Origin of the sequence: Streptomyces sp. NBC_01410, assembly GCF_045040195.1 — a bacterium.
GTDB lineage: Bacteria > Actinomycetota > Actinomycetes > Streptomycetales > Streptomycetaceae > Streptomyces.
The window spans coordinates 5,525,103-5,543,570 of the sequence record NZ_CP109530.1; the positions used below are offsets into that span (position 1 = coordinate 5,525,103).

The following is an 18,468-nucleotide window of genomic DNA, read 5'->3' on the forward strand; positions in this document are numbered from 1 at the left end:
CCGGCGGAAGATGCGCCTCCGCGGCTGATACACATACCCCCTCGGTGTCATATGTCAGGCACCAGTGCGAAATTCATGTGTCCTGAAATTCGTGTGCCCTGAAATTCATGGGCGCTGAATCGATGGGCGCGGCTGCCAAGGGGGAGTGATGCCAGACATTCGCGAATCCCTTCACCGCGCCGGACAGGGGATGCTCTCTCTCGCGCTGGCCCAGTGCCGCGCGGCCGGATCGACCATGGTCCTTCGGGTGTGCGGCCGGCCCGGCGGCGTGTTCCATCTCCGGCAGGGCAGCGTGGTCGCGGTCGAGAGCCCCGGCGCCCCCGGAATCGAGACGCTGCTGCTGCGCTCCGGCCGGGTCAGCGAGGCGGACTGGGCCGCGTTGGTCCCGGCGGGCAGGGACTCGCGCAGGCCCGTCGCCGAACTGGTGGCGCGTGGGCACATCGGCGCCGCCGAACTCCAGGTCGTATCCGCGATGGCCCTCCAGGACGCGGTCTTCGCCGTCCTCGCGGGAGACATGGGGGACTGCCTCGCCGATACCGAGAGCGGCCCGCTGGTCCCGGTCGGCCCGGGTGAGGACCCGCTGCAGCTGCTCGACGACGCGGTCAGGAAACTCGCCGCTCTCGCCGCGATGCCCCACGCCGTCCTGCCCGACCGGGAGCGGGTCGTCGTACGCCGCGGCGTCGACGGCCCGGCCGAGGACCTGGCGCCCCACAGAAAGGAGATCCTCTATCTCGCCGACGGCAGGCGCACCCCGCGGGACATCGCCTTCATGATCGGCCGGGGCGTCTACCACGTGACCGTCGAGATCTCCCGGATGCTCGCCGAGGGGCTGCTGGAGCGGGCCAGTCGCAGTGCGGGGACCGGCGTTCCGCGTGTGTGGGCGACGCAGGCTCCGGTGCCGCGGCGTCCGGCCGCCGCCCCGGATGTTGGGGACGCGACCGGGGAGCTGCCCCGCCGCACCCCCGGGGCCAGCGGGATTACGGAGAAGACTCTCGCCGCGGACGTTTCCGCGACGAGCTGGAAAGGGCTCTTCCGATTTCGAAGCCGTACCCGGACAGCGAATTCCGGGGTCGCGGACTCCTGAAGAGCCGGGGAAATCATGCACATGTGCGAGAGGGCTCAGTGAATGGATCATAATGCTCTGGCCGGGGAAATGAAGGGACTCCGCGACCAGATACCAGGAATTACCGATACGGCGGTGGTGGCCGTCGACGGGCTGCTCATCGCGGCCGACACAGAGGACGCCATCGAACCGAACGGCCTCGCCGCGCTCGCCGCGGCCGGCCTCGGTCTTGCCCGGCGTACGGCAGCGGCCACCGGCCGCGGATCCCTGCGGCGCACGGTCGCCTACGGAAACCGGGGCTGTGCGGCCGTGTACGCGGTGGGTGACACCGCCCTGATGGTGGTGCTCGGCGACGAGGGGCTCGACGTCGAACGGCTCCACCTCGAATCCAAGCCGATGCTGAACCGCATCGGAGCCATCCTGTCCGGAGGGAAGTAACGCGCATGGCGACGAAACGCATGGCCCAGGGGTTCTCGGACCAAGTCATGGCCCTGGTGAAGGCCATGAGGTCCGAGACGCCCGACTGTCTGGCGGCCGGTGTCGTCGACCTGGCGACCGGCATGCTCCTGTCGTACGAGACCGTCGACAGTCATCCGCCGGAGGTGCTTGACCTGCTCGCCGGAGCGACGCTGGACCTGTTCCAGGGGCGCACGGTGGTGATGATCGAGGACGTCTTCAAGGAACGCAGGGGCGTCAATACCGATCAGCACTACTTCCAGGAAATCCTCGTGAACAGCGACAACTTGACCCATCTGTTCATCCGCATGAACGAGAGCCAGGACGTCGTCGTAGTCGCGGTGTGCCGCAAGTCGGTGAACGTGGGCATGCTCTTCGCCCAGGCCAGGCGGGTGATGAAGGAGTTCGGCGGGATCTGATCCCACCGGTCCCTCGGCGCTGGATGTGCGGCCCGGCCGCACATCCAGCCCGACCGGCGTTTCGAGGACACGACCGAAGGCGTACGGGGGTCTGGCTTGCCCCACTTATGGGAAAGGGGCGGGGTGGGGCAAAGAAGGCGGACCCCCGCCACCCGGCGGGCGGGAGCTACTCCGCTTCGTCCCGCGGCCCCGCCGCCGGCGGGCGGCCCCGTCGCGGGAGTGGCCCGACGCCGCCCGGCAGGCGGCCCGCGTCCGACAGGGCGCGGCGCAGCACGAACTCGATCTGCGCGTTCGCGCTGCGCAGTTCGTCCGAGGCCCACCGCGCCAGCGCCTCGTACACCGCCGGGTCGAGCCGCAGCAGCACCTGCTTGCGTTCGGGCGGCGGCGTCACTGGTAGAGCGTGCCCGTATTGAGGACCGGCTGGGGCGCACGGTCACCGCACAGCACCACCATCAGATTCGACACCATCGCCGCCTTTCGTTCCGCGTCGAGCTCCACGATGTCCCGCTCCTGGAGCCTGGCCAGCGCCGCCTCGACCATGCCGACCGCGCCGTCCACGATCTGCCGCCGTGCCGCGACCACCGCGCCCGCCTGCTGGCGCTGGAGCATCGCGGAGGCGATCTCCGGCGCGTACGCGAGGTGTGTGAAGCGGGACTCGATGATGTGGACGCCCGCCGCCTCCACGCGCGCGTGCAGCTCGATCGCCAGCTTCTCCGTGATCTCTTCCGCGTTGCCGCGCAGCGACAGGCCGTCCTCGTCGTGCGCGTCGTAGGGGTACTCGATGGCGATGTGCCGCACGGCCGCCTCGGTCTGCGTCGAGACGAACTCCAGGAAGTCGTCGACCTCGAACAGCGCCTGGGCGGTGTCCTCGACCTTCCACACCACGACCGCGGCGAGTTCGATCGGGTTGCCGTACGCGTCGTTGACCTTCAGGACGGCGGTCTCGTGGTTCCGCACCCGCGTGGAGATCTTGGTCCGCGAGGTGAGCGGGTTGACCCAGCGCAGTCCGTCCGTACGGATCGTGCCCCGGTAGCGCCCGAAGAGCTGGACGACCCGCGCCTCGCCCGGCGCGACCGTGTTGAGTCCGCACATCGCGAAGAACGCGGCGACCGCGATCACGATCCCGAGGACTATCAGGGCCGCCTTTGTGCCGGCCGCGGCGGCGGAGGCGCCGATCACGATGAGTGCCACTCCGCCGCCGAGGCCGAGCAGCCCCAGCAGCAGGGCGAGTCCCCCGCCGATGCTGTGTGCCGGAATTTCCCGAACCTGTGGTGTCGGCATCTGCGGCAGGTCGTCCACGGTCGAAGTGCTGGTGGCAGGCATGTTCGCTCCCCGTTTGTGCCGTCGGCGACCACCGCCGACGTCTTAGCATAGTGATATCACTTTAACCGGCATCGCAACCCTGCGCACCTCTCATGAGTCGGTTCCATGAGACGGGGTGCTGATTCTCACGTCCGGAAAAGACCGGATCGGTTGCCCTTTGTCTGTACGAGCGGTGTTAGCTTTCTGAGCTGATTCCGGGCCGGTTCCGGCCACGAGACCACAGAAAACGACGAGCGGAGCAACGAAGCGATGGGCCGAGCGGATGAGCGGCAGGCCCGGCAGCGCGGCGCGCGCCGGGCGAAGAAAGCCAAGCCCACCGGCATACGGCGCTTCTTCACCTGGAGGAAGCTGCTGGGCACTTTCTTCGGCCTCTGCCTGCTGGTGATGGGCGCGTTCTTCGTGATCTATCTGATGGTTCCCGTGCCCACGGCCAACGCCCAGGCCGAGATGCAGAGCAACGTCTACAAGTTCAGCAACGGCAAGATCCTCACCCGCACCGGCAAGATCAACCGCGAGATCGTCCCACTCGAGAAGATCCCCAAGGACGTTCAGTACGCCTTCGTCGCCGCGGAGAACAAGACCTTCTTCAAGGACTCCGGAGTCGACTTCAAGGGCACCGCCCGCGGCCTGATGAACACCCTTACGGGCAAGGGCAAGCAGGGTGGCTCGACCATCACCCAGCAGTACGTCAAGAACTACTACCTGAACCAGGACCAGACGGTCACCCGCAAGCTCAAGGAGCTGGTGATCTCGCTCAAGGTGGATCAGAACAAGGAAAAGAGCGAGATCCTCGCGGGGTACATGAACACCAGCTACTACGGCCGCAACGCGTACGGGATCCAGGCCGCGGCCCAGGCGTACTACCGCAAGGACGCCCAGAACCTGAACGTCGCCGAGGGCGCCTATCTCGCGGCTCTCCTCCAGGCTCCCAGCCAGTACGACTGGGCCGTCGCCTCGGACACCGGCAAGAAGCTGGCCAAGGAGCGCTGGGACTACGTACTCGACAACATGGTCGAGGAGGACTGGCTCGACTCCGGCAAGCGCGCGGGCCTGAAGTTCCCCGTGCCCAAGGTCCCCAGGGCCGCCCCCGGCATGGGCGGCCAGATCGGCTACCTCGTCGATGCGGCCAACGCCGAGCTGGAGCGCCGGGGCATCAGCGAGGAGGAGATCAAGGCCGGCGGCTGGACGATCACCCTCAACATCGACGAGAAGCGCCAGAAGGCCCTGGTCAAGGCGGTCGACAAGCAGCTCGAAACCAAGCTCGAACGCGAGAAGGACAAGCGTGACGCGACCGTCCAGGCGGGCGCGACCTCGGTCGACCCGAAGACCGGTCATGTCGTCGCGCTCTACGGCGGCAAAGGCGCCACCGAGCACTGGCTGTCCAACGCCACCCGCCGCGACTACCAGCCCGCATCGACCTTCAAGCCCGTCGTCCTCGCCTCCGCCCTGGAGAACGGTGCCGAGACCCAGGACGGCCTGAAGATCGGCCTCAACACCAAGTACGACGGCACGAGCAAACGGCCCGTCGAGGGCAGTGACGTCCCCTTCGCCCCGGAGAACGAGGACGACCGGGACTACGGCATGGTCAGCGTCCAGCGGGCGACGAACAGCTCGATCAACTCCGTCTTCGCGCAGATGATCGTGGACGTCACCCCGGCCAAGGCGAAGAAGACCGCGCTCGCCATGGGCATGAAGGAAGGCAAGGGCTGGCCGGAGCAGCCGGCGATGTCGCTCGGCACGATGGGCGCATCCACCTGGGACATGGCCGGGGTGTACGCGACCTTCGACAACCATGGCAAGAAGGTGGCACCGGCCATCGTGAAGTCCGCCGAGCATCAGGTCCGCGACGGCACTCTGGACAAGCCGGAAGGCCACGGCGACCAGGCCATCAGCCGCGAGGCGGCGGACACCACGACCGCGGCCATGACGGGTGTCGTGAAGTCCGGCTCGGGCACCAACGCGGCCGGCGACTACCAGGCGGCGGGCAAGACCGGTACCTCGGAGAACAACCGCTCGGCCTGGTTCGTGGGCTACACCCCCGAACTGGTCACCGCTGTCGCCCTGTTCGGCGAGGACCCCAAGGGCGGGCAGGTCACGCTGACCGACACCGTCAACGAGGGCCGCGCCAACGGTGGCGGTGTCCCGGCGAAGATCTGGCAGCAGTACACGACCGGCGCGCTCGACGACGAGGCCGCTGCAGCCGAGTTCGACCTGGAGGTCGAGGAGGGCGCGACCGCGGACCCGGACCCGTCGCCGACCGACACCCCGTCCCAGACGCCTTCGAAAACTCCTTCCAAGGGGCCGACCAAGACCCCGACGAAGAAGCCGACCAAGACTCCGACGGACAAGCCCACCAGGACACCGACGGACGAGCCGACCCAGACACCGACGGACACGCCGACCATCACGCCGCCCACCGATCCCGGTGACGGCGACTCCGGCGGACCGAACGCCAATCCCGTCATCAAGCCGTAGCCGTTTGCCGTTGCCGTACGACAGTGCCCGCGGATCGTCCGATCCGCGGGCACCGTCATGTGCGGTCTTGGCTCAGCCGCCGTTCACCTTGCTGGCGATACGGTCGCCCAGCTCCTTGTCGATGGCGCGCCAGTACTGCAGCGCCCGGTCCACGACCGGCCTGGAGACGCCCGTGAGCAGATGCCCGCTGACATTCGACACCAGCCGGTCACGGGCCGCGTCGTCGAGCACCTGGCGGACCATGGTGCCCGGCTGGCCCCAGTCGTCGTCCTCGCGGTGCAGCGTGTACGCCTCGCGCACCATCTCGCCGGCCTTGGTCGCCCAGCCCGCCGGCTCGCCGAAGTTCCCCACGTCGGCCGCCGGGCCGCCGTAGGAGTTCGGGGCGTAGGGCCGCGCGGTGTTCGCGGCGTCGTACCGCATCGGGCCGTCCTTGGCGTACGAATTCACCTGCGAGCGTGCCCTGTTGGGCGGCAGCTGGTTGTAGTTCGGGCCGATGCGGTACCGGTGGGTGTCCGGGTAGGAGAAGAGCCGGCCGAGCAGCATCTTGTCCGGCGACGGGCCGATGCCGGGCACCAGGTTCGAGGGCTCGAAGGCGGCCTGCTCGATATGGACGAAATAGTTCTCCGGGTTCTTGTTGAGCGTCATCCGGCCGACCTCGATCAGGGGGTAGTCGCCGTGCGGCCACACCTTGGTCAGGTCGAAGGGGTTGAAGCGGTAGTTCGGGGCATCCTCGAAGGGCATGACCTGGACGTTCATGGTCCAGCTCGGGGCATTGCCGGAGGCGATCGAGTCGTACAGATCGCGGCGGTGGACGTCTCCGTCGCGGCCGGCCAGATCGTCGGCCTCCGCCTGGGTGAGGAAGTCGATGCCCTGGTCGGTCTTCACGTGGTACTTCACCCAGAACTTCTCGCGGCCGGCGTTGACCCACAGATAGGTGTGCGAGCTGTAGCCGTTCATGTGGCGGTAGTTCTTGGGGATGCCGCGGTCACCCATCAGCCACGTCACCATGTGCGCGGACTCGGGGGACAGCGTCCAGAAGTCCCACTGCATGTCGTTGTCGCGCAGCCCGCTGTCCGGGCGGCGTTTCTGCGAGCGGATGAAGTCCTGGAACTTCTGCGGGTCGCGTACGAAGAAGATCGGCGTGTTGTTGCCGACCAGATCGTAATTGCCGTGCTCCGTGTAGAACTTGAGGGCGAAGCCGCGGGGGTCGCGCCAGGTGTCCGGGGAGCCCTGCTCGCCCGCGACCGTGGAGAATCGGGCCAGCATCTCGGTACGCCTGCCCGGCTGGAACAGGTCGGCCTTGGTGAACTGGCTGACGTCGTTGGTTACTTCGAAGATCCCGTACGCACCCGCGCCCTTGGCGTGGACCACCCGCTCGGGGACCCGTTCCCGGTTGAACTGGGCCATCTTCTCGATGAGGTAGTGGTCCTGGAGCAGGATCGGGCCGTCGGCGGTGATGGTGAGCGAGTGCTCGTCGCTCTCCACCGGGATGCCGGAGTTGCTCGTCGTGTACGGAGTCTTGGGGGTTGTCTCGGTCACGAGCGTCCTCCCATCCATAAGAGGGACTGTGGTCGCTTCGGCCGTGTGCTCCAGTCAACTCCGCGGCTGCGATGTGGGCAACCTTGGACAGGGTCCAGAAATTGGCTACGTACGGGTAGGCAGCTCGAACCAGACGACCTTGCCGGTCGACAGGCGGGTGGCCCCCCACCGTCTGGCCAGCCGGTTCACCAGGAACAGTCCGCGTCCGCCCTCGTCGGTGTCCCGCGCCCGCCGCTGTCTGGGCAGCTGCGGGGAGTCGTCCCCGACCTCGCAGCGCAGTACGTCCGTACGCAACAGCCGCAGCGTCACCGGCCGCTCCGCATACCGCACGGCATTGGTCACCACCTCGCTGACCAGCAGTTCCACCGAGTCGCTCAGCTCCTCCAGGCCCCAGCGGGCCAGCGCCCTGCGGGCCAGGCGGCGGGCGCGGCCCGGGGCGGCGTCCTCCGGCTCCAGGAACCAGTACGCGACATCACTTGGCGCGATCCCGTCGAAGCGGGCCGCGAGCAGCGCGATGTCGTCGTCGCGGTCACCCGGGCCGAGCATGTCGAGCACGTCGTCGCACAGAGCCTCCAGCGGCGGCGAGTGGTCGGGCCCGGTCAGCTGGGCGGTGGCGGCAAGACGCTCCCGCAGCTGCTCGATCCCCGTCCACACATCGCGCAGCCGGGACTCGACCAGACCGTCGGTGTACAGCAGCAGGGTCGCGCCGGCCGGGGCGTCCAGCTCCACGGCCTCGAAGTCCACCCCGCCCACGCCGATGGGCGCTCCCGGCGGTACGCGCAGCACCTCGGCCCGCCCGCCCAGGTGCAGCAGGATGGGCGGCGGGTGGCCGGCGTTGGCAATGGTGATGCGGTGTGCGACGGGGTCGTAGACGGCGTACAGGCAGGTCGCCATCCGGTCGGTGCCCAGCCGCTGGGCCTGCTCGTCGAGGTGGTGCAGGACCTCCTGAGGCGGCAGGTCGAGCCCGGCGAGGGTCTGTGCCGTGGTCCGCAGCTGGCCCATGATCGCGGCCGAGGTCATGGAGTGGCCCATGACATCGCCGACGACCAGCGCCACCCGACTGCCGGGCAGCGGGATCGCGTCGTACCAGTCGCCGCCGACGCGGGCCGTCTCGGCGGCCGGCAGATAGCGCGAGGCGAGCCTGACACCGGTCGGCTGGGGCAGGGAGTCCGGCAGCATCGTGCGCTGCAGCTCGTCGGCGATGTACGCCTCGCGTCCGTACAGCACGGCCTTGTCGATGCCGAGCGCGGTGTGGGTCGCCAACTGGGCCGCGACCAGAAGGTCGTTGGGCTCGAAGGCGGGCCGGTCGGGACGGCGCAGGAAGACGGCTGCGCCGATCACCCGGCGCCTGCCGCGGAGCGGGGCCAGTATCGCGCGATGACCGCTGGGCACCGTACGGCCGTCGCCCAGCAGTTCGGGCAGCGCGGCCCGGGCGGCAGCGGAGTCGCCGAAGACCGGCCGCACCCCGCGCAGCACCTCGGAAAGCGCACCGCCGGACCGCACCTCGCACAGCTCTGCGGTCGGCGAGAGGTCGGTCTGCGGGTCCAGGACCGGGATCGGGACAGCGGCGCCCAGATCGGCGTCCTCACCGGCTAAACGCAGCCTGTCGGTACGGCGCAGGCGCAGCACGAACGGTGAGACGGGCCGCTCGTCGCCCACCGGCAGCGGGTCGCGGAGATAGACGAGGATCGCGTCGGAGAAGGTCGGCACGGTCGCCCTGCACAGCCCGAGGACGATCTCGTCCAGATCTATCCCGCGTGCGATGCGGCGCGTCGCCGCCCCCACGAAACGCAGCCGGTCGCCTTCGCGGCGTGCCGTCCCCGCCAGATCCTGCGGGGGACCGGCGGGCGAGGGCACGGCCGATGGGCCGGGCGCCTCCGACCGCGGCCGGGTGCGTTCGTGCGGCCGGGCAGCCAGGGGCTGCCGGCCTTCGTGGGAGGTGGGCTGCTCCGTCACTCGTGGGGTTCCGTCCGTCCGGGCCGGTTGTGCGATGCGATCACCTCGTGGGGCGGTGCTGTGCTACCTCGGGGGATAACCCCCGAGCCGCCGGGCGAAACAACCGCTCTGCGGGCGGCGTCGACAGGATGGCGGGCATCCGGCACAGCTCCACCCCCTCGGCACTGCCTCGTGATGACTTACGGTCAGGTCATGTGCTGCGCTCAACGGTTGCCGAAACGGCGCAGCCTTGCGGACGACGATCCTACGTTTGCCCCCAGGGGGCGCATCAAGAGTCTCACGAGGTCGCATGTGCCGGGGGGTGTTCCCGTACCGGAACCAGCCACACCGGTGATCGCCCCCCGCCCCGGACTCAGGACGTGAGCTGCGCGGGTCTTCGGTCCCAGTCCGCGGGCAGCTCGGGAACCCGCCAGGAAGGATCGGGCCGCCAGTGCTCCCAGCCGTCCGGGAACGGCGCTCCCCAGGCCCTGATGACCTCCACGGCCGCCTCGCCCGCCTCCCGCACCCGCGCCGCCTTCTCCGCGTCCATCAGGCCGACGAGCTGGGCCTGGCCGAACTCGTCCTCGTCGTGCCAGCGCCAGCTGCGGTCCGGGTGGACCGAGATGTCCAGGAAGTGGTCCTCGGAGTCGACACCGCCCGCCCAACGCGTGCGTGGCTCTTCGAGGTTGACGTACCAGTTGCGAAAGCGCCAGCCGCGGTCCCAGAAGAGCCACACCGACCACGGCTCCCCGGGCCGCGCCAGCTTCAGCACGCCCGCGCCGGACCAGCGGGCGCGGGTGACGGTGCGCGGAGCGGTGTAGCGGGTGGCGAGGGGCTCCTGGTGGACCGGCGTGCCGTCGGCGAGCACCGGCTTCACGCACTCCGTGCCCGGCGCCATCCACACGGCGAGCAGCTCCTCGGTGTCCTGCACGACGGTCACGGGGCGGCAGATGTGGACGGCGGCGCCCGACAGGTCCGGGGCATGGCCGCGATAGCGCCAGAGGATGTGGTCCCCGGGCGTCCAGCGTGCGATGCGTTCAATACCTGTCATGAGCAGATCCTAGGAGGACGGCCGGGGTCCTGCTGCGACCCGGGTCACGGCCGTCATGTCACGGATACGTCATACGCAGCACGTCGAGGGCCTCGTCGAGCTGTTCGACGGTCAGCGCTCCACGCTCCACATAGCCGGACTCCAGGACGACCTCGCGGATCGTCTTGCGCTCGGCCAGTGACTTCTTGGCGACCTTGGCCGCCTCCTCGTAGCCGATGTACTTGTTCAGCGGGGTGACGACCGACGGCGAGGACTCGGCGTACTCCCGGGCCCGCTCGACATTGGCCGTGATGCCGTCGACGGTACGGTCCGCCAGCAGCCGGGAAGCGTTGGCGAGCAGCCTGACCGACTCCAGCAGATTCTTGGCGATCACCGGGAGCATCACGTTCAGCTCGAAGTTCCCGGCGGCGCCGGCGGTGGCGACGGTCGTGTCATTGCCCGTCACCTGGGCCGCGACCATCAGCACGGCCTCGGGGATCACCGGGTTGACCTTGCCGGGCATGATCGACGAGCCGGGCTGCAGGTCGGGGAGGTTGATCTCGGCCAGTCCGGTGCGCGGGCCGCTCGCCATCCAGCGCAGATCGTTGGAGATCTTGGTGAGCGAGACGGCGACGGTACGCAGCTGGCCCGAGGTCTCGACGAGCGCGTCCCGTGCGCCCTGCGCCTCGAAGTGGTTGCGGGCCTCGGTCAGCGGCAGCCCGGTGGCGCGGGCGACCTCGGCGATGACCTCGGCCGGGAAACCGGGCGGGGTGTTGATCCCGGTGCCCACCGCCGTACCGCCCAGGGGGAGTTCGGCGAGGCGGGGCAGCGCGGACTCGAGCCGTTCCACGCCGTAGCGGATCTGCGCGGCGTAGCCGCCGAACTCCTGGCCCAGCGTGACCGGGGTGGCGTCCATCAGATGCGTACGGCCCGACTTGACGACGTCCGAGAACTCGGCGGACTTGCGCTCCAGCGAGGCCGCCAGATGATCGAGCGCCGGGATCAGATCCCGTGTCACGGCCGCCGTCGCGGCGATGTGGATGGAGGAGGGGAAGACGTCGTTGGACGACTGGGAGGCGTTCACATGGTCGTTGGGGTGGACCTCGCGGCCGAGACGCTCGGTGGCGAGCGTCGCGATGACCTCGTTGGCGTTCATGTTCGAGGACGTGCCGGACCCGGTCTGGAAGACGTCCACCGGGAAGTGCTCGTCCCAGCGGCCGTCCGCGACCTCGGCGGCCGCGTCGGCGACGGCGCCCGCGATGTCCTTGTCGAGCACGCCCAGTTCCGCGTTGACCAGGGCGGCGGCCGCCTTGATCCGGGCCAGGGCCTCGATATGGGCCCGCTCCAGGCGCTGGCCGGAGACGGGGAAGTTCTCCACCGCCCGCTGGGTCTGGGCCCGCCACTTGGCGTGTGCGGGAACCCGCACCTCACCCATGGAGTCGTGCTCGATCCGGTACTGGTTCGCGTCAGGCATCTCTCTCGTACCTCCCGAAAAGATGAGCACTTGTCTTGTTCCGCCTATTCCCATCTGCGCTACCGGCCAGTAAATACCCCAGTCAACGACAAACCGGGGAGGCGCAATGAGGCGCACGAGACGAAGACTTCGCTGTATGGTCGCGGCCGCCGCCGCACTGGCGGCCGGACTTGGCGGCATGACCACCACCGCCCAGGCCGCTGCCGACGAGACACGCGTGGCCTTGTCCTTACCGCTCCCGCCCGAGCTCGAGTCCATCCGCGCGGCCGAGGCCGTCAAGCTCTACGGCAGCCCCGCCGAACGCCCGCTCGCCGAGCGCAAGACCGGCCTGATCTCGCTCGGCGACAGCGAGATCTCCGGCGAGGGCGTCGGCGCGTACGAACCCGGCACCAACGGCCCCGACAACTGGTGCCACCGTTCCCCCGACGCCGCCATCCACCGTACGGGCATCGCGGCGGACGTCACGTACAACGTCTCCTGTTCCGGCGCGTACACCGGAAACATCAGGATCGGCGGCTCGAAGCAGTACGCCGACGAACTCGTCCAGAGCGACAACCTCGCGATCAAGGCGCGCAACACCCGCATCAAGATGGTGCTGTTGGTGGCCGGAGCCAACGACGACCTGCAGTTCGGCCCGGTGATGACCGACTGCGTCACGCGCTATGTGCTGATCCAGGGCCCCTGCGAGCCGAAGTACGCCCCCGGCTGGCAGGCCCGCGTCGACGGCCTCGTCCCCAAGGTCGAGCAGACGGTGCGCGACCTGCGCACCGTGATGCACGACGCCGGTTACGCCGACGGCGACTACAAACTGGTCGTCATGGGCTACCCGAGCCCCATCGGCCCGGACTTCCGCGACAACCCCGGCTTCCCCGGCAAGCTGATCTGCGGCGGCATGGGCTACGACTCCGACACCGTCTGGGGCCGCAACACGGCCGTCCCCGCCTTCGAACGCGGCATGCGCAGGGTGGCGCAGTCCACCGGAGCGGTCTACCTGGACAACTCCCGGCTGTTCCACGGCCATGAGGTCTGCATGGAGGACACCTGGGCGCGCGGACTGTACATCGACCTGTCCAACCCCTTCCCGCCGGACTCCAATTCTGTCCGCCAGTCCTTCCACCCCAATGTGCGCGGGCACGCTGCCTTCGCGTCCTGTCTGACCCAGCTCTACAACTCGGGTCTGCGCGAGGCGAGTTGCGCGGACGCGGCATCCAGCGGAAAGCCCGCGCTGCACGCGGGGGCGTGGGACGACGCGTACAGGCCGCTGAGGAACGAGGCGACGGGCTCGTGCGTGGACGTCGCGGGTGCGGTGAGCCGCAACGGGACGGGCGTCGTGGGCTGGGACTGCCACGGCGGGCGCAACCAGGGGTGGTGGTACGACGAGGCGCGCAGGTCGCTGCACACGGAGCTGACGCAGGACAGGTGCCTGGACGTGCCGGGCGGCAGCTATGCGGCCGGTACGGCGGCGATCGTGTGGAACTGCCACGGCGGCGCGAACCAGCAGTTCGTCCGCACGGGCGGGACGGTCCGTCCGGCGTCGGCGACGGGCCTGTGTCTGACGATGGCGGCGGCGCGGGACGCGGTGCGGCTGCAGCCGTGCACGGGCGGCCCGAACCAGCGCTTCGGCTAGCCGGGGGCGCTGCCCCCGGACCCCCGCGGGGCTGAATTTCGCGTCCGGGACCGCGCCTCAAACGCCGGCGGGGCTGGCATGTGCGGCCCTGCCGCACATGCCAGCCCCGCCGGCGTTTGAGGGCATGCGGCCGTAGGTCGCATACGGGGGGCCCGGGGCGGAGCCCAGCCCGCGCTGCGAAGCGGGCGCAGGGGTCTGGGGGCTTGCCCCCTGTTCGGGAAGGGGCGGGGTGGGGGACAAGGCCCGCCGCAGGCGTTACCCCAGCCCCGGACCCCGTACCGGGATCGACGTGAACGTCGGCGCCGGCGCGGGCTCAGTGAAGAAGTCGTTCCCCTTGTCGTCCACCACGATGAACGCCGGGAAGTCCTCCACCTCGATCCTCCACACCGCCTCCATCCCCAGCTCCTCGTACTCCACGACCTCGACCTTCTTGATGCAGTCCTGCGCCAGCCGCGCGGCGGGCCCGCCGATCGAGCCGAGGTAGAAGCCGCCGTGCGAGCCGCACGCGTCCGTGACCTGCTGCGAGCGGTTGCCCTTGGCGAGCATGACCTTCGAGCCGCCCGCCGCCTGGAACTGCTCGACGTAGGAGTCCATACGGCCCGCCGTCGTCGGCCCGAAGGAGCCGGACGCGTAGCCCTCGGGCGTCTTCGCGGGACCGGCGTAGTAGACGGGGTGGTCCTTCAGGTACTGCGGCATCTCCTCGCCCGCGTCGAGGCGTTCCTTGATCTTGGCGTGCGCGATGTCTCGCGCCACGACCAGCGGGCCGGTCAGCGAGAGCCGGGTCTTGACCGGGTACTTGGTGAGCTCGGCGAGCACCTCGTCCATCGGCCGGTTGAGGTCGACCGTGACGACGTCCCCCGCCTCGTCGAGGTGCTCGTCCGTCGTGTCGGGGAGGAAGCGCGCCGGGTCGGTCTCCAGCTGCTCCAGGAACACGCCCTCCGCGGTGATCTTCGCGGTGGCCTGGCGGTCGGCCGAGCAGGAGACGGCGATCGCGACGGGCAGCGAGGCACCGTGCCGCGGCAGCCGGACCACGCGCACGTCGTGGCAGAAGTACTTGCCGCCGAACTGCGCGCCGATGCCGATCTTCTGGGTGAGCTCGAAGACCTTCTCCTCCAGCTCCTTGTCGCGGAAGCCGTGGCCGGTGGGGGAGCCCTCGGCGGGCAGCTCGTCGAGGTAGTGCGCGGAGGCGTACTTCGCGGTCTTCAGGGCGAACTCGGCGCTCGTACCGCCGACGACGACGGCCAGGTGGTACGGCGGGCACGCCGCCGTGCCGAGCGAGCGGATCTTCTCCTCCAGGAACTTCATCATGGAGGCCTCGTTCAGGACCGCCTTGGTCTCCTGGTAGAGGAAGGACTTGTTGGCGGAGCCGCCACCCTTTGCCATGAAGAGGAACTTGTACGTGCCGCCGTCGGTGGCGTACAGCTCGATCTGGGCGGGGAGGTTGGAGCCGGTGTTCTTCTCCTCCCACATGGTGAGCGGAGCCATCTGCGAGTAGCGCAGGTTGAGCTTGGTGTACGCGTCGTAGATGCCGTGGGAGAGGGCTTCCTCGTCGCCGCCCTGCGTCAGGACGTTCTGCCCGCGCTTGCCCATCACGATCGCCGTGCCGGTGTCCTGGCACATCGGGAGCACGCCCGCGGCGGCGATGTTGGCGTTCTTGAGCAGGTCGAGCGCGACGAACTTGTCGTTGGAGGAGGCCTCCGGGTCGTCGACGATGCGGCGCAGCTGCGCGAGGTGGGCGGGCCGCAGATAGTGCGAGATGTCGTGCATGGCCTCCGCGGCGAGCTTGCGCAGCGCCTCCGGCTCGACCTTGAGGAACGTACGGCCGTCGGCCTCGAAGGTGGAGACTCCCTCGGCGGTCACGAGCCGGTACGGCGTGGCGTCCTCTCCCAGCGGGAGCAGATCGGAGTACGCAAACTCTGGCATTACGGCCATTCCTCACTCGGCAGACAGCGACGCGGCCTCCATTGGCAGCGCGCCCTCCAGCGTAGAACGCGGTTCGCTGCCGCGGTCTGTGAGGTAAGGCTCACCCGGGGCCGCGCCCTCGACGCGCAGCGGGCCTGTCCGGGGTCCGGGCCGGAGCCCCGGTAGCAGTCGGCGCGCCCGACCCCCGACATCCCCTAGTCGCGATCTATCGCGTTTCGCTACGCTGAATCCGTGGACCTCGACAAGCACTCCCAGAAGCCCGCCGCCCCCGCCGGACCCGGCGACGCCATCCGTGCCTCCGATGCCGACCGCGACCGGATCGCGGACATCCTCAGGGACGCCCTGGCCGAGGGCCGGCTGGACGCCGAGGAGCACTCCGAGCGGATCGACGCCGTCTACCGCGCCAAGACTCTCGGCGAACTGGAGCCGCTCGTCCGGGACTTGCCCGCGACCCGTAAGCGCCCCGATTCGCCCGCGTACGCCTACGGGCCCGACGAGCCTGCCGGACCGGCCGAGAATCTGGTCGCCGTCTTCTCCAGCTCCACCCGGAAGGGCCGCTGGCGCGTCGGCCGCCGGACCAACGCCTTCTCGCTCTTCGGCAGTATCGAAATCGATCTCACCGAGGCGCTGTTCGGGCAGCGGCTGACCGTGATCAACGCGACCGCCATTTTCGGCAATGTCGAGATCCGCGTCCCCGAGAACATCTCGCTGCGCGGCAGCGGCACCGGATTCTTCGGCAACTTCGATGTCCTCACCCTGGAGGCCGCCGACCCCGAGGCCCCGGTCGTCGTCGTCAACGGGTATTCGGTTTTCGGCAATGTCGAAGCCAAGCCCAAGCGGGGCCGGTTCATCGCCGATCTCCATGACCGCCTGCGCAAACACCTCGGCTGACGGCTCCGCCCCGGAGCGCTTTCCGGCCGCGAGCGCCCGTCCCGCAATTCCGTACCCCGGACCTCAGTGCCACTCAGTGAATAGGAGTGCGTACAGCGGGTAGGGAGTGCTGCATCGTCTCTCGCTCGCGAAGCCGTCGTCAGGAGTAGACCGTGCTGCAACTGCCGCATCAGTCCTTGCAGGTGGCCGCCCTTCCGCCCCAGCGGATTCCCGCTCGGGAAGATCAGGCCGGACCCTGGCACGCGGAGGCGGTGTGCCGCCGGGACGAGGCCGGACTGTTCTTCGCCCCGTCGAAGGAGCCGACCGCCGCGCGGCTGTCGCGCGAGGAGGCTGCGAAGCGGGTCTGCGCCCGCTGTCCGGTGATGGTCGAGTGCCGGGAGCATGCGCTGCTCCAGCCCGAGCCGTACGGAGTGTGGGGCGGGCTGACGGCCGCCGAGCGCCGCGTGGTGCTGGCCCGGCGCAGGCGGCGCGAGGCCGAGCTCAAGAAGCCCGCGTCGGCGGCCTGATCCGGGCGACACCGCCGGAGACGCGCACCTACGGGAAGGGGCGCCCCACCGCACATGGGGCGCCCCTTCCCGTGTCTGCCGCTCTGGCGCGCGTACTACTTCGCGCGGTCGAAGTCGATCGCGCTGTACGCACGCAGCTTGGACAGCCGGTGCGTCGAGTCGATCCGCCGGATCGTGCCGGACTTGGAGCGCATCACGAGCGAGGACGTCGTGGCGGTCTCCGCGCGGTAGTGCACGCCGCGCAGCAGTTCGCCGTCCGTGATGCCGGTGGCGACGAAGAACACGTTCTCGCCGCTGACCAGGTCGTTCGTGTGCAGCACCCGGTCCAGGTCGTGACCGGCGTCGAGCGCGCGCTGCCGCTCGGCGTCGTCCTTGGGCCAGAGCTTGCCCTGGATCGTGCCGCCGAGGCACTTGATGGCGCAGGCGGAGATGATGCCCTCGGGCGTACCGCCGATGCCCATCAGCATGTCGACGCCCGTGCCTTCGCGTACGGCCATGACCGAGCCCGCGACATCGCCGTCCGAGATGAACTTGATGCGCGCCCCGGTCTCGCGGATCTCCTTGACGATGCCTTCGTGGCGGGGGCGGTCCAGGATGACGACGGTGACGTCCTCGGGCGAGGAGTTCTTGGCCTTGGCGACCCGGCGGATGTTGACCGAGACGGGGGCGTTGATGTCGACGAAGTCGGCGGCCTCGGGGCCGGTGACCAGCTTGTCCATGTAGAAGACCGCGGACGGGTCGAACATGGTGCCGCGGTCGGCGGCGGCCAGGACGGCGATGGCGTTCGGCATGCCCTTGGCGTTGAGCGTGGTGCCGTCGATCGGGTCAACGGCGATGTCGACCTCGGCGCCGGTCCCGTCGCCGACCCGCTCGCCGTTGTACAGCATCGGGGCTTCGTCCTTCTCGCCCTCGCCGATGACGACGACGCCGTTCATCGAAACGGTGGCGACAAGGGTTCGCATGGCCCGGACTGCAGCGCCGTCCGCGCCGTTCTTGTCGCCGCGGCCGACCCACCGGCCCGCGGCCATGGCGGCGGCCTCGGTGACCCGGACGAGCTCAAGGGCGAGGTTGCGGTCGGGGGCCTCGGGGGAGACCTCGAGCTGGGACGGGAGAGAATGCTCGGTCATCGGAGCGCACCTTTCTGTACGACGACGGCCGGAAAAGAGGGTGATGCGACTCTATCTGTACGTCGACAAATTGAGCAGAGGGGGCCACGTTTGAGCACGCACCCTTGATGCGACGATGGGGGCGTGGCAGGTATGCGAGGCAGACAGACGGTGCGCGACATGGTGCTGTCGATGGCGGTGATCGGCGCCGTCGTCGCAGTGATCTATGTATTCATTCCGCACGACGAGAAGGCGGACCCGGTCAAGGCGGTCGACTACCGCGTGGAGCTGCTGACGGCACGGCGCGCGGCGCCGTATCCGGTGGCGGCTCCGGAGGGCCTGGCCAAGGAGTGGAAGCCGACCTCCGTCTCGTACAAGGGGGCCGACGGCAACGCCTGGCACCTCGGCTTCCTGGACCCCGACGGCGCATACGTTGCCGTCGAGCAGTCCACGGCCCCTGCCGGGAAGTACATCCCGCAGGTCAGCCAGCAGGCCGCCAAGACGGGCCGCACCCAGCAGATCGCGGGCGTGACGTGGCAGCGCTGGGAGGGCCCGAAGTACGACGCGCTGGTGCGCGAGGACAAGGGCTCCACGACGGTCGTGACGGGCACGGCGTCCTACGAGCAGCTGGCACACTTCGCCGCCGCGCTGGAGTCCAGGAAGAGCTGACGGACGTACGGCAAAGGCCGCCGCACCCGGAG

The 18,468-nt window shown here is 69.3% G+C and carries 16 protein-coding genes; 8 read left to right on the top strand and 8 right to left on the bottom strand.

The genetic code is table 11. The features are described from left to right. Positions 1-148 precede the first annotated feature (148 nt). The 3 genes from OG741_RS25575 to OG741_RS25585 all read left to right on the top strand — a co-directional run bounded on the left by OG741_RS25575 (position 149) and on the right by OG741_RS25585 (position 1,938). Positions 149-1,084 (top strand): MarR family transcriptional regulator, encoded by a 936-nt coding sequence (locus tag OG741_RS25575; protein WP_405601606.1) that lies wholly within the window; start codon positions 149-151, stop codon positions 1,082-1,084. 69 nt (positions 1,085-1,153) lie between these two features. Continuing rightward, complete coding sequence (locus OG741_RS25580) at positions 1,154-1,501, top strand: roadblock/LC7 domain-containing protein (RefSeq protein WP_405601608.1); 348 nt, start codon at positions 1,154-1,156, stop codon at positions 1,499-1,501. Between the two features lie 5 nt (positions 1,502-1,506). Next, positions 1,507-1,938: a hypothetical protein gene (locus OG741_RS25585; protein WP_266487019.1), complete on the top strand. Its 432-nt coding sequence runs from the start codon at positions 1,507-1,509 to the stop codon at positions 1,936-1,938. Between the two features lie 166 nt (positions 1,939-2,104). On the opposite strand, the gene OG741_RS25590 is transcribed toward OG741_RS25585, so the two are convergent. Both OG741_RS25590 and OG741_RS25595 read right to left on the bottom strand, forming a co-directional pair. Next, positions 2,105-2,329 (bottom strand): hypothetical protein, encoded by a 225-nt coding sequence (locus tag OG741_RS25590; RefSeq protein WP_405601610.1) that lies wholly within the window; start codon positions 2,327-2,329, stop codon positions 2,105-2,107. Continuing rightward, on the bottom strand, positions 2,326-3,261 hold the full coding sequence (locus tag OG741_RS25595; protein ID WP_405601612.1) for an SPFH domain-containing protein: 936 nt from the start codon (positions 3,259-3,261) through the stop codon (positions 2,326-2,328). Before OG741_RS25595 ends, OG741_RS25590 begins: the two co-directional genes overlap by 4 nt. A gap of 249 nt (positions 3,262-3,510) precedes the next feature. On the opposite strand from OG741_RS25595, the gene OG741_RS25600 reads away from it, so the two are divergent. After that, a complete protein-coding gene (locus tag OG741_RS25600; protein WP_405601614.1) occupies positions 3,511-5,736 on the top strand; it encodes a transglycosylase domain-containing protein in 2,226 nt (741 codons plus the stop codon). Positions 5,737-5,808: 72 nt separating this feature from the next. Here the strand turns inward: OG741_RS25600 and OG741_RS25605 are convergent, their stop codons facing one another. The 4 genes from OG741_RS25605 to OG741_RS25620 all read right to left on the bottom strand — a co-directional run bounded on the left by OG741_RS25605 (position 5,809) and on the right by OG741_RS25620 (position 11,714). Then, on the bottom strand, positions 5,809-7,293 hold the full coding sequence (locus OG741_RS25605) for a catalase (RefSeq protein ID WP_405601616.1): 1,485 nt from the start codon (positions 7,291-7,293) through the stop codon (positions 5,809-5,811). Between the two features lie 87 nt (positions 7,294-7,380). Then, positions 7,381-9,231 carry a SpoIIE family protein phosphatase gene (locus tag OG741_RS25610; RefSeq protein ID WP_266487026.1) on the bottom strand — a complete coding sequence of 617 codons (1,851 nt, stop codon included), beginning with the start codon at positions 9,229-9,231 and terminating at the stop codon, positions 7,381-7,383. 352 nt (positions 9,232-9,583) lie between these two features. After that, a complete protein-coding gene (locus tag OG741_RS25615; protein ID WP_405601618.1) occupies positions 9,584-10,261 on the bottom strand; it encodes a DUF402 domain-containing protein in 678 nt (225 codons plus the stop codon). A 58-nt stretch (positions 10,262-10,319) separates the two neighbouring features. Then, entirely contained in the window at positions 10,320-11,714 is a 1,395-nt protein-coding gene (locus OG741_RS25620; RefSeq protein WP_405601621.1) for a class II fumarate hydratase, read from the bottom strand. Positions 11,715-11,820: 106 nt separating this feature from the next. Here OG741_RS25620 and OG741_RS25625 point away from each other — a divergent pair, with 106 nt between their 5' ends. Beyond that, positions 11,821-13,341: a ricin-type beta-trefoil lectin domain protein gene (locus OG741_RS25625; protein WP_405601622.1), complete on the top strand. Its 1,521-nt coding sequence runs from the start codon at positions 11,821-11,823 to the stop codon at positions 13,339-13,341. Positions 13,342-13,596: 255 nt separating this feature from the next. Here the strand turns inward: OG741_RS25625 and OG741_RS25630 are convergent, their stop codons facing one another. Further along, positions 13,597-15,273 carry a fumarate hydratase gene (locus OG741_RS25630; protein WP_405601624.1) on the bottom strand — a complete coding sequence of 559 codons (1,677 nt, stop codon included), beginning with the start codon at positions 15,271-15,273 and terminating at the stop codon, positions 13,597-13,599. A 222-nt stretch (positions 15,274-15,495) separates the two neighbouring features. Between OG741_RS25630 and OG741_RS25635 the strand changes: the two genes are divergently transcribed. Beyond that, complete coding sequence (locus OG741_RS25635) at positions 15,496-16,155, top strand: DUF1707 domain-containing protein (protein ID WP_405601627.1); 660 nt, start codon at positions 15,496-15,498, stop codon at positions 16,153-16,155. A gap of 152 nt (positions 16,156-16,307) precedes the next feature. Continuing rightward, complete coding sequence (locus OG741_RS25640) at positions 16,308-16,661, top strand: WhiB family transcriptional regulator (protein ID WP_405601629.1); 354 nt, start codon at positions 16,308-16,310, stop codon at positions 16,659-16,661. Between the two features lie 95 nt (positions 16,662-16,756). Here OG741_RS25640 and glpX read toward each other — a convergent pair whose 3' ends face one another. Further along, complete coding sequence (gene glpX / locus OG741_RS25645; RefSeq protein ID WP_405601632.1) at positions 16,757-17,788, bottom strand: class II fructose-bisphosphatase; 1,032 nt, start codon at positions 17,786-17,788, stop codon at positions 16,757-16,759. 132 nt (positions 17,789-17,920) lie between these two features. On the opposite strand from glpX, the gene OG741_RS25650 reads away from it, so the two are divergent. Further along, a complete protein-coding gene (locus tag OG741_RS25650) occupies positions 17,921-18,436 on the top strand; it encodes a DUF4245 domain-containing protein (protein ID WP_405605778.1) in 516 nt (171 codons plus the stop codon). Positions 18,437-18,468 lie beyond the last annotated feature (32 nt).

Excerpts from the sequence above, each read along its gene's own strand:
- OG741_RS25630 (WP_405601624.1), bottom strand. The coding sequence starts at position 15,273 with ATGGCCGTAATGCCAGAGTTTGCGTACTCCGATCTGCTCCCGCTGGGA.
- OG741_RS25595 (WP_405601612.1), bottom strand. The coding sequence starts at position 3,261 with ATGCCTGCCACCAGCACTTCGACCGTGGACGACCTGCCGCAGATGCCG.
- OG741_RS25600 (WP_405601614.1), top strand. The coding sequence starts at position 3,511 with ATGGGCCGAGCGGATGAGCGGCAGGCCCGGCAGCGCGGCGCGCGCCGG.
- OG741_RS25605 (WP_405601616.1), bottom strand. The coding sequence starts at position 7,293 with ATGGATGGGAGGACGCTCGTGACCGAGACAACCCCCAAGACTCCGTAC.
- OG741_RS25650 (WP_405605778.1), top strand. The coding sequence starts at position 17,921 with ATGCGAGGCAGACAGACGGTGCGCGACATGGTGCTGTCGATGGCGGTG.
- OG741_RS25625 (WP_405601622.1), top strand. The coding sequence starts at position 11,821 with ATGAGGCGCACGAGACGAAGACTTCGCTGTATGGTCGCGGCCGCCGCC.
- OG741_RS25575 (WP_405601606.1), top strand. The coding sequence starts at position 149 with ATGCCAGACATTCGCGAATCCCTTCACCGCGCCGGACAGGGGATGCTC.
- glpX (WP_405601632.1), bottom strand. The coding sequence starts at position 17,788 with ATGACCGAGCATTCTCTCCCGTCCCAGCTCGAGGTCTCCCCCGAGGCC.
- OG741_RS25615 (WP_405601618.1), bottom strand. The coding sequence starts at position 10,261 with ATGACAGGTATTGAACGCATCGCACGCTGGACGCCCGGGGACCACATC.
- OG741_RS25620 (WP_405601621.1), bottom strand. The coding sequence starts at position 11,714 with ATGCCTGACGCGAACCAGTACCGGATCGAGCACGACTCCATGGGTGAG.
- OG741_RS25580 (WP_405601608.1), top strand. The coding sequence starts at position 1,154 with ATGAAGGGACTCCGCGACCAGATACCAGGAATTACCGATACGGCGGTG.
- OG741_RS25585 (WP_266487019.1), top strand. The coding sequence starts at position 1,507 with ATGGCGACGAAACGCATGGCCCAGGGGTTCTCGGACCAAGTCATGGCC.